Below are 10,110 nucleotides of genomic sequence, written 5' to 3'. Positions count from 1 at the left end.
GAAGAATCTCCTGCTGTTTCTGAAGATAAACCGGCTGAATCATCAGCTGAAACAACAGAAACAATAGAAGAAGTGCCCGCAGCAGCAGAAGAAACTCCGGCTGAAAGCCCGGCTGAAGCTGTAGAAGAAGTCAAAGCAGTTCCTGAAAAAACTTCTCAGGAACCTGTGGCTGAACCTGTTGAAGAAAGCCCTGCAGTTCCAGAAGAAAAACCTGTTGAAGAAACTCCTGTAGAACCTGTAGAAGAAACTCCGGCTGTTTCAGAAGAAGTTCCTGTTGAAGAAAAGGCTGAACCTGATGCAGTTTATGAAGAAGTTCCTCCTTTACCGCAGGAACTTGAAAAAGTTGAAGAAGAAGAACTTCCGGCAGAAGATGAAAAAATGCAGAAAGTTATTCTTGTTCCTGGTGAAGAAGAAAATACTGAAGCTCCAGTCGAAGAAGAAACTGCAGCTGAAACTGAAGCAGTAGAAGAAGAAATTCCTGCCGGAATTGAAAGTGAACCTGATGTTGTAGTTGAAGAAAGTGCTCCGGAAGAAGTTCCTGCAGAAGAAAAAACTGATGAATATCAGCCGATAATTTTGGTTCCTGCAGAGCCGAATCCTCCTGTTGAAGAAAAAACTGAAACTGCTGTAGAAGAAGATGAGGTTGAAAAACTTCCGGTGGTTGAAAATCCAGTAGTTACAAATTCATGGGAACATTATGTTGTTCCTTCTTTGAAAAACTTAAAGAGCAGTTTCTACTATGTTCAGATTGCATCGCTGAGCAACATCGATAATATCAAAAATATTATTGATAAGTATTCAAGCAAGTATCCGATTGTTCTTGTTCAGAATTCATCAAAAACTGCTTATCAGGTAATGGTCGGACCTTTGAATGTCGATGAATACGGTTCAGTTTCTGAAAAATTCAAAGCGTACGGATTTAAAGATTCGTTCCTTAGAAAAATTAAATAAATAATCAGGCACGGCTTTAAAAGTCGTGCTTTTTTTTTATTCCTGTGTTACAATTCTTTTATGCTTGAAAAAACTTCTGAAAATATAAAAAAAATTGCATCTGTTATTGACCACACAAATTTAAATCCCTGTGCAAAAAAATCTGATATTGAAAAACTTTGTGATGAAGCAAAAAAATACGGCTTCGCTTCTGTATGTGTAAATCCGTTTTATGTTCCGCTTGCTGCTCATCTTCTTTCAGAAAGCAGTGTGAAAGTCTGTACTGTTGTCGGCTTTCCTTTAGGAGCTGCTTCTATTGACGATAAAGCAAGTGAAGCAGGTCTTCTTGTAGATGAAGGTGCCCGTGAAATTGACATGGTTGTAAACCTTTCTCTTGTAAAAGATGGTGAATGGGATGACGTTTTTGAAGAAATTTATGCAGTGCGCTGTGCTGTAAACGATGTTGTAGTTCCTGGAGAGCCTAAAATTATCGTAAAGGTCATTCTTGAAACCTGTTATCTTACAGACGAAGAAATTATTAAATGCTGTGAGTGTGCCCAAAAGGCCGGAGCTGATTTTGTAAAAACTTCGACAGGATTTGCAATTCTTAAAGATAAAGACGGAAAGTTACTGCCAAACGGAGCAACAGTTCATGCTGTTGAATTAATGCGAAAAACAGTCGGTGAAAATCTGGGTGTAAAAGCAAGCGGCGGTATTCATAACTGGCAGGAAGCCTGTGCAATGTATGAAGCCGGAGCATCGAGAATCGGGGCAAGTGCCGGTGTTCAGATAGTCAGCAATTAAAAAATCATTTAACTGCAATGCGTAATTTTTCGACTCCCTCTTTAATTTTATCTGTGACTGTAAGCGGAGAAAACAATCGCCGGGTCACTGTTTTTTCGCCGGATGAAGGAATCTTTACTGCAACCCTTTACGGCGGTCCTAAAAGCAAAATGCGTTCTCTCGTGTCTCCGATGAATTCGGGAATTCTTTATTATTACCGGGATGAAGTTAAAAATCAGACAAAAATTACTGACTTTGATGTGAAAAATTATCATCTTTCTTTCCGCGAAAATCTTTTTAAAACATACGCAGCATCTTTTGTAACTGAAATCCTGATAAAAACAAAATGTGCCGGTTCTTCTTCTGAATGCTGGAAAATTGTAAACGGCTTTTTAGACGGTATGGAATTATGCGATGAAAATGAATCAAGGCTCGGGTTAATCAGATTTTTATGGCGTTATCTTTCACTTTCAGGATGCAGACCACAGACAAAAATCTGCTGTGTATGCGGTGAGTCTTTACATTCTGAAAAACTTAACAGCAGTTCTATTTCAGAAAAATATATTTATTCTCCTTTTGAAAATGCTTTCATTTGTCCTTCATGCCAGAATCCAAGAGCAGGGGATTTTTTACTTTCAAAAGAAGCGGTTACATATCTTGAAGCTGTAGCAAGCCTTTCTCCAAAAGAAGTCAGAAAAATTACTGTATCCAAAACCGGCTTTTTTGAAATGAAAGAATTTGTTTATCTGTTAATCGAACAGGTCTGCGGAACAAAACTGAAATCCCTTGAAACTGGAACCGGAATTCTGTAAAAGAACAGAATCGGAAAAAAAAATTATTCGATTATCAGATACATTTTCTGGCTGGAAGAAATACTGGTTGTATTAAAATTAATTGTAACTTCAGTGTCTGTTGTTGTTCCGATTTTCTGGAGTGTAATTCCGTAAGGCCGGAGTTCAATCTGACTGTCATATGCATAAAAATAAGGACCGTCAAATTTATAATAGGTTGTAGTGTTTTTACATTCTGAATAAGTTTCGGGAAGTGCTGTTGATAGATTCCATAAATCTATAGATTCAAGAGAATATGTTATATCATTTAATGTGAGTTCTGAATCTGAAAGTTCTTTTGCAAAACCGGAATCTTCGCTGCTTATTACACATGCAACAGTATATTCTTTTAACAGTTCTTCCATTGTTGTGGCAGCGGCACCTGTAGTTGAAAGTGCATTCAGAATTGATGAAATATTTACATAAGAGTTAGTTGCTATTTCATTTAAAAGCGTAACTCCTCCGTAATTTCTTAAAAGCCAGGCTCCAAAAGCGTAATTGTTTGCATAGGAATAGTAAACTTCAGGGTTCGATGACTTATATTCAAGACCAACCTCGGCATAGCGCCTGTTAAATACTGGAAGGCGGGCAACAGGTGAATCATCTTTTGAAAAGCTGCTGTCTAATTCACACAGGGTTGAAAACATTATGTCTTCGCAGAGCATGGATTTCATTTCATTTGTTGCAGTATTGCTTGATTTTTTATTTTCCATAGATTTTACGCTGAAATCAATCATGTGCTGGAATTCGTGAGCAAGAGTTGAATAGACCATGCTGGTATAGTTTGCGGCATAATATCCGTCTACATAAAAATATTTCCCTTTGTTTGAGTATTTGTAAACAGAAGATGGATTTGAAAGATAGTAATAATCTTTTGCATAGAAATATCCTACAACGCTTCCTGAATTTGAAGAATCCGTGTAATCTTTACCGATATCATAAATTATGATATTTACCATTTCGCCGGTTTCACTATAGGAATTCATTTCAATCTGAAAATCCAGACTTGTGTCTGCAGCAAGACAATTTGATTCTTCACCGAAAACATTACGGATTTTGTCATACATAGAATCAAAATTATCAGCAATTTTAGAAGCAATACTGGAATTAATTTTTTCTCCAGATGCAGTTGAAGAAGAAGTCCAGTTATCACTCATTACCCAGACATAACAGTACTGGCCTACAGCCCTGAGTGTTGCAGTTTCCTGAGCAAAATTTGAAATGTCTTCATCCTGGTCTACATAAATGGAACGGGTGGCACTCCCTATGTCATCTGAAGTATAAGCCGTAACTGTTACAGTTGAAACAGAAGATACAGCATTTCTTGAAGAAGATTCTTCAATCTGAGGAAGTGCCGTATTTAATAAAATACTTGTGCAGCTGTGCTTTTGTCCGTGACTTCCGGAAGAGCCTGCTGAACCTGAATTTCCCGATGAAGAAGAGGTGGTATCGCCTTCAGAAAGGGAAATGCCTGAAGCCGAAGAAACACAGCGTGTGTATGAAGAAGAAATTTCTGAAGAAGTCGGGTTTGTTTTTGAAAGATAAATAATTTTACCCGTTGAAAGAGATGATATTGTAACCCGGGCAACTGAATTATCAATTTCAAAAACATTTGGGCTTGAAGATGATGAATATTCCAGTGTTTCAGTTTCAGTGGCTGTTTCAAGGGAAGTTGTTTTTGTTGATTCAGAAATTGATGATGATGCAGAAGAACTTGAAGTTGATTCAGAAATGTTTGTACATGCAGTCAGTGAAAAAATTACAAAAATAATCAGAAAAAAGCTTTTTTTCATAAAATCACCTCGCTTTTAATTTCTATAAAAACTATAAGACAGTTAATTCTTAAAATCATGTAAATACAGTTAGAGTAAAATAAGAAAAATATCATTCTTGACAATTCATGCAATCGGTTGCACAATAATTTTATGAGCATTTTTAATGAAATTAACAGACTCGTTTCTTACGGAATTAAGACAGAGCTTATCCAGAACGAAGATATTATTTTTACAAAAAATCAGCTTCTGCTTTTATTAAATCTTGACGGCTTTGAAAACGATGAAGATTCAGAAAATCTTCCTGAAGTTAATGTAAATGAACTGGAAAACATTCTTTCCAATATTCTTGATTACGCTGTTTCCAAAAATCTTACCGGCGGAGATACAGTTGTTTACCGCGATTTATTCGATGCACGTCTTATGAGCGTTTTAGTTGACCGGCCTTCAAATATAATTAAAAAATTCAACGGGCTTTATAAAAAATCTCCGGAAGAAGCAACGGACTTTTTCTATAAGCTCAGTCAGGATTCTGATTATATCCGCCGTTACAGAGTCTGTAAGGATATAAAATGGATTTCAAAAACTGAGTACGGCAACATGGACATTACAATTAATCTTTCAAAGCCTGAAAAAGATCCTAAAGCAATTGCAGCAGCCAAGCTTATGAAGCAGGCCGGCTATCCTAAATGCCTTTTGTGCAAGGAGAATGAAGGATATGCCGGACGCGTTAATCATCCTGCGCGCGAAAATCACCGCGTAATTCCAGTTGAGCTTGCCGGTGAAAAATGGGGATTTCAGTATTCTCCTTACGTTTACTACAACGAGCACTGTATTGTTTTTAATTATGAGCACAGCCCGATGGCAATTACCAGAAAAACTTTCGCTCGTCTTCTTGATTTTACGGACAGGTTCCCGCATTACACAATCGGAAGCAATGCAGATTTACCGATTGTAGGCGGTTCAATTTTAACGCATGATCATTTTCAGGGCGGAAAATACGAATTTGCGATGGCGCGTGCTCCAATTGAAAAGTCATTTAGTGTAAAAGGCTTTGAAGATGTAAACTGCGGAATCGTTCACTGGCCTATGAGTGTAATCAGAATTTCTTCTGAAAAAAAAGAGCGTCTTGTTGAATTTGCAGACCATGTACTTAAAAAGTGGCGGGCTTACACTGACGAAAAAGCTTTTATTTTTGCACAAACTGATGGAGAAGCTCACAATACATTAAATCCGATTGCAAGAAAACGAGGAAATGCGTTTGAACTTGACCTTGTTTTAAGAAACAATATTACAACAGAAGAACATCCGCTTGGAGTTTATCATCCGCATGCAGAACTTCATCACATCAAAAAAGAAAACATCGGCTTAATCGAAGTAATGGGACTTGCAATTTTACCGGGCCGTCTTAAAACGGAACTTGCGGATTTAAATGCTGCACTTCGTTCTAAAAAAGACATTTCTTCTGATGAAAACCTTTCAAAACATGCCCGGTGGTGCAGTGAACTGTGTAAGAAATACGATTTTTCTTCGATGAGTGCAGAAAAATGTGATTCAGTTTTAAAAGAAGAAGTTGGACATGTATTCAGTAAGGTTCTGGAACATGCAGGGGTTTACAAATGCACTGCAGAAGGAAGAGAAGCGTTCATGAGGTTTATTAAGACACTCTAAGGAAAAATTATGGCAGAATCTAAAAAATTAAATGATGAAATTACGCTTTACACTGTTTCAAACGGAAAATTATCCTTTTCTGCAATGAATTACGGCTGTACGATTACGAATCTTTTTGTTCCGGATAAAAATGGTAAAATGACGGATATTCTTCTGGGTTTTGATTCTCTTGAAGGATGGAAAGCAGGAAATGCTTCTCACAATGCGATTGTCGGCCGTTTTGCAAACAGAATTACAGGAGCAAAGTTCAGCCTTGACGGCTCTGAGTATTTTCTTGACAAAAATGACGGTGAAAACTGCCTGCACGGAGGATTTACCCGCTATGAAAAAATGCTCTGGAATGCAGAAATTTTTTCTGATTCAGAAGGTGAAGGGGTGCGCTTTACGCGTAAAAGTGCAGACGGAGAGCAGAATATGCCCGGAAATCTTGAAATGAGCGTAGTTTACAGGCTTACAGAAAACAATGAGCTTATTTTTGAATACACAGCCACAACTGACAAAGCAACTCCTGTAAACCTTACAAATCATGCATATTTTAATCTTGACGGAAGCGGAACGATTTTAAATCATCATCTTCAGCTGGACTGCGATAAATTTTTAAAGGCAAAATCTGATTTAACTCCTTCTGGTGAAATTGTGAATGTTGAAGGAACCTGCTTTGATTTCAGGACTGAGAAACTGATTGGTAAAGACATAAAAAATCTTGTTACAGAAAAAGCTGACGAAGCAAATCTTTCTTTAACCGGAAAAAATGATCCCTACGGTTATGACCACTGCTTTTTAACCCGCACACAGGACGAATCAAAAGTCGTGCGCTTCGGTAAAATCAGCTCAGAAAAAAGCGGCATAAGCATGGAAATCTTTACAAACCAGAGAGGATGCCACATTTATACAGGAAATTTCCTTTCCGGAATGAAAGGAAAGGGCGGTGTAATTCATAAACGGCACGACGGAATCTGCTTTGAGACAGAACGTTTTCCGAATGCGGTTAATGAACCGGATTTCCCGGGTTGTATTTTAAATCCGGGAGAGAAATACTGGCACCAGACAATTTTGAAGTTTTAGGAGAAAATTATGGGACTTACAGATAAAGAATATGATTACTGGGAACTTCCTGCCGCTTTTGTAAAAATGTACGGCGGAAATAAAGAAGATGTGCGTGTTTATGCATCTCCTGCTCGAATCAACATAATCGGTGAACATATCGACTACAACGGTGGCAAAGTTTTTCCGGCTTCGATTGACCGCTATCTTTATGTTGCAATCCGTAAGAGGGCTGATTCTAAAATCATCTATAACGATGTTCGTTTTCCGGGCACTTACGAATTTGATATTAACGACAATTTTGCATATGACAAAAAAAATGACTATGCAAATTATCTGAACGGAATTTTAAGCCAGCTCAAAGAAAAAGGCTATTCGCTTCCCTGTGGTTTTGAAATTCTTATGGTAAGCAATGTTCCTGCAGGCGGCGGTATTTCTTCTTCTTCGGCGCTTGAATGCGGCTTTGCTTATGCTGTAAGCGATACATTTAACCTTAATATTGACCGCGTTGAAATTGCAAAACTCGGACAGATGAGCGAACACAATTTTATGGGCGTAAACTGCGGAATTATGGATCAGTTCATAATCGCTACCGGCAAAAAAAACACAGCCGAAATGCTTGACTGTGCAACTCTTGATTACGAATATGCACCGCTTGATTTAGGCGATTACCGCTTTGTAGTTATGAACACAAACAAAGTGCGAAAACTTTCTGATTCAAAATACAATGAAAGGCGCAGCCAGTGTGAACAGGCTCTTAAAATTCTGCAGAATAACGGCGTTAAAATAAATGCTTTGTGTGAACTTTCTTCAGAAAAATGGGAAGAAGTAAAACATTTTGTAAGCGATGAAGTTTTACAGAAGAGGGCAAAGCACTGCGTATACGAAAATGAGCGGGTACTTAATGCAGTAAAGGCGCTTAAAACAGGCGACCTTTCTGAACTCGGCCGCCTGTTAAATGCTTCACATAAATCCTTAAAAGAAGACTATGAAGTTACCGGAATCGAACTTGATACTCTTGCAGAAACTTCCCAGAAGCAGGAAGGTTGTCTTGGCTCGCGCATGACAGGTGCCGGCTTCGGCGGCTGTGCAATTGCCCTTGTAAGAAACGACAAAGTAGAACCTTTTATCGAAAATGTACAGAAAGAGTACACTAAAAAGGCCGGCTATTGTGCAGGCTTTTTTGCCTGCGAAACTGGTGACGGAGTTTTCAGAATCTTATGATTCCTGTAAAAGTTCCGGATGTTTTTCTGCAATTCTTCGGGCCCAGTAAAGGAACGGTGTATCAAGTATTGATGTTACAAGGAAAATCAGATATCCGAAAATAAGAATCTGGATTATTACGCCTGCTTCGAAAACGCCCGTGAAAGCCAGCAGATTGAATACAAGTACGTTAATCAGCTGGCTTACCATTGTAGAACCGTTGTTTCGAAGCCATAAAAATGATTTTTTGTTTCCGAACTTTTTTTCACTCCAGTTCCATATATGGTGATAAGCCCATACGTCATACATTTCACAGACAGCATATGCAAAAAGGCTTGAAAGCATGACGCGCGGTGTGTTTGCAAAGACCGTGCGGATAGGTGTTGCCATGGTGTCTGCTTCAGCAGGAATATAAAGGAACCAGCTCTGTGAAATTAAAATAAATGTGATGTTAGCTGCAATTCCAAGTTTTACGCATTTATTTGCTTCTTTTTTGCCGAAAATCTCGCTCATTATGTCTGTTGCAAGAAAACTTGAGGCAAAAATAACGTTTCCGAGGGTTGTATCCATACCGTACGCATGAACTAAAATCAAAACTTCAATGTTTGCTGCAATTGTACAGATTACAGTCCATGCAAAAATTCCGTTTTTTCCGAAAAGACGGAAAAATGCTACAAGTCCGCCAAAAAAAGCGAATACTGATGCTGCTAATATAATTTCATTCTGAAAAGCCATAATTATTTTCTCCTGTCGATTGCTGCAAAAAGTCTTGTTTTAACTAGTGATTCGTAGACTGTGCCGGGCTTGGCGCAGGCTGCGAAAGGGTAGATTGAAATTCCTCCGCGCGGAGTAAAAATACCTTCCACTTCGATGTATTTCGGTTCTAAAAGCTTTACTAAATCTTTCATGATGATGTTTACACAGTCTTCGTGAAAGTCACCGTGATTGCGGAAAGAAAAGAGGTAGAGCTTTAACGATTTTGATTCGACAAGAAAACCGTCAGGAATGTAGTTGATGGTGATTGTCGCAAAGTCCGGCTGACCTGTTTTGGGACAGAGTGAAGTGAATTCCGGGCAGTTGAATGTGACCATGTAGTCATTTCCCGGATGCTTGTTCGGAAATTTTTCTAAAACTTCCGGCGAGTAGTTTGAAGGATACTTTGTTGCAGTATTGCCGAGCAAAGTTACGCCTTCAAGTTCTGATTCAGAACGCATGAAAAAGACCTCCTAGTTTTGTTTTGAGTCAGGATGGATTTCGAACTGACTGTAAAATTTTATAGAGATACTCTACAGAAAAATATTAATGATTGCAATAAAAAAAATCATTTGACAATTTGCGCAGATTCAATCAGATTAGAGTTAATCAAGTATATATGGGCTGCTGCTGGTTCCTAGATATTTTGTTCCATCATAATGAACTTCGCTGGTCCATGAGCTACCTGCAGCATAAATTTTATTTCCGCTGGAAGCAGAGCAATCTGTAAATGTACAGTCATTTATATACACATCTCTTGAATTGTTGGCCGGGTAGCAGTATATTGCACCGCCCTTACCTGTTGCAGTGCAGTTTGTAAAAGTACAGTTTGAGATACCTTGTTTGCCTGTGACCATTTCGTGATTACAGTTACCTGGAACATATATTGCTCCGCCGTTTGCAGCAGAGCAGTTTTCAAAGGTACAGTTGTATACTCCAAGGTTATTGTCGTTTCCTGTTGAGATTGCCGCACCATTTCCTGTAGAAACTGCATTTTTAAATGTTATGTTGTAGTAATCGCCACCTTTTGGGCCAACAAGTGATCTTGAAGAAGATATATTATTTCCATCTAAAACAAGCGTTCCGCTGGTTTCAGAACCTATTTTTGCATTGTCAGAAAGATC

Annotated in this window: 9 protein-coding genes and 1 pseudogene; 6 read left to right on the top strand and 4 right to left on the bottom strand. The window is 38.4% G+C overall.

Translation table 11 applies throughout. The features are described from left to right. The 3 genes from ACKI5B_RS02300 to recO all read left to right on the top strand — a co-directional run. The coding region (locus tag ACKI5B_RS02300; RefSeq protein ID WP_407425423.1) for an SPOR domain-containing protein at positions 1–951 on the top strand (951 nt) is incomplete at its 5' end. Positions 952–1,011: 60 nt separating this feature from the next. Beyond that, positions 1,012–1,734, top strand: a complete 723-nt coding sequence (gene deoC, locus ACKI5B_RS02295; RefSeq protein ID WP_407425421.1) for a deoxyribose-phosphate aldolase — start codon at positions 1,012–1,014, stop codon at positions 1,732–1,734. Positions 1,735–1,751: 17 nt separating this feature from the next. Next, positions 1,752–2,525: a DNA repair protein RecO gene (recO, locus tag ACKI5B_RS02290; protein ID WP_407425419.1), complete on the top strand. Its 774-nt coding sequence runs from the start codon at positions 1,752–1,754 to the stop codon at positions 2,523–2,525. 23 nt (positions 2,526–2,548) lie between these two features. Here recO and ACKI5B_RS02285 read toward each other — a convergent pair whose 3' ends face one another. Further along, entirely contained in the window at positions 2,549–4,336 is a 1,788-nt protein-coding gene (locus ACKI5B_RS02285) for a M30 family metallopeptidase (protein WP_407425417.1), read from the bottom strand. A 132-nt stretch (positions 4,337–4,468) separates the two neighbouring features. On the opposite strand from ACKI5B_RS02285, the gene galT reads away from it, so the two are divergent. The 3 genes from galT to ACKI5B_RS02270 are packed head-to-tail and all read left to right on the top strand — an operon-like array spanning position 4,469 to position 8,254. Continuing rightward, positions 4,469–5,986 (top strand): UDP-glucose--hexose-1-phosphate uridylyltransferase, encoded by a 1,518-nt coding sequence (gene galT / locus ACKI5B_RS02280; protein ID WP_407425415.1) that lies wholly within the window; start codon positions 4,469–4,471, stop codon positions 5,984–5,986. A gap of 9 nt (positions 5,987–5,995) precedes the next feature. Further along, positions 5,996–7,051, top strand: coding sequence for an aldose epimerase family protein (locus tag ACKI5B_RS02275; RefSeq protein ID WP_407425413.1), 1,056 nt, complete (start codon positions 5,996–5,998; stop codon positions 7,049–7,051). Between the two features lie 9 nt (positions 7,052–7,060). Continuing rightward, positions 7,061–8,254 carry a galactokinase gene (locus ACKI5B_RS02270; RefSeq protein ID WP_407425411.1) on the top strand — a complete coding sequence of 398 codons (1,194 nt, stop codon included), beginning with the start codon at positions 7,061–7,063 and terminating at the stop codon, positions 8,252–8,254. Here the strand turns inward: ACKI5B_RS02270 and ACKI5B_RS02265 are convergent. The 3 genes and pseudogenes from ACKI5B_RS02265 to ACKI5B_RS02255 all read right to left on the bottom strand — a co-directional run. Beyond that, complete coding sequence (locus tag ACKI5B_RS02265) at positions 8,249–8,968, bottom strand: queuosine precursor transporter (RefSeq protein ID WP_407425409.1); 720 nt, start codon at positions 8,966–8,968, stop codon at positions 8,249–8,251. The two genes, ACKI5B_RS02270 and ACKI5B_RS02265, sit on opposite strands and share 6 nt — an antisense overlap. A 2-nt stretch (positions 8,969–8,970) precedes the next feature. Then, complete coding sequence (gene queF / locus ACKI5B_RS02260; RefSeq protein ID WP_407425407.1) at positions 8,971–9,447, bottom strand: preQ(1) synthase; 477 nt, start codon at positions 9,445–9,447, stop codon at positions 8,971–8,973. 144 nt (positions 9,448–9,591) lie between these two features. Then, positions 9,592–10,110: pseudogene (locus ACKI5B_RS02255) on the bottom strand (hypothetical protein); the annotation flags it as partial.

Origin of the sequence: Treponema sp., from assembly GCF_045657965.1 — a bacterium.
GTDB lineage: Bacteria > Spirochaetota > Spirochaetia > Treponematales > Treponemataceae > Treponema_D.
Note: the sequence above shows the minus strand (reverse complement) of the source record. Positions and strands in the feature narration are given on the sequence as shown.

What these genes read in the sequence shown, in the direction of transcription:
- deoC (WP_407425421.1), top strand. Translation starts at nt 1,012, where the DNA reads ATGCTTGAAAAAACTTCTGAAAATATAAAAAAAATTGCATCTGTTATT.
- recO (WP_407425419.1), top strand. Translation starts at nt 1,752, where the DNA reads ATGCGTAATTTTTCGACTCCCTCTTTAATTTTATCTGTGACTGTAAGC.
- ACKI5B_RS02285 (WP_407425417.1), bottom strand. Translation starts at nt 4,336, where the DNA reads ATGAAAAAAAGCTTTTTTCTGATTATTTTTGTAATTTTTTCACTGACT.
- galT (WP_407425415.1), top strand. Translation starts at nt 4,469, where the DNA reads ATGAGCATTTTTAATGAAATTAACAGACTCGTTTCTTACGGAATTAAG.
- ACKI5B_RS02275 (WP_407425413.1), top strand. Translation starts at nt 5,996, where the DNA reads ATGGCAGAATCTAAAAAATTAAATGATGAAATTACGCTTTACACTGTT.
- ACKI5B_RS02270 (WP_407425411.1), top strand. Translation starts at nt 7,061, where the DNA reads ATGGGACTTACAGATAAAGAATATGATTACTGGGAACTTCCTGCCGCT.
- ACKI5B_RS02265 (WP_407425409.1), bottom strand. Translation starts at nt 8,968, where the DNA reads ATGGCTTTTCAGAATGAAATTATATTAGCAGCATCAGTATTCGCTTTT.
- queF (WP_407425407.1), bottom strand. Translation starts at nt 9,447, where the DNA reads ATGCGTTCTGAATCAGAACTTGAAGGCGTAACTTTGCTCGGCAATACT.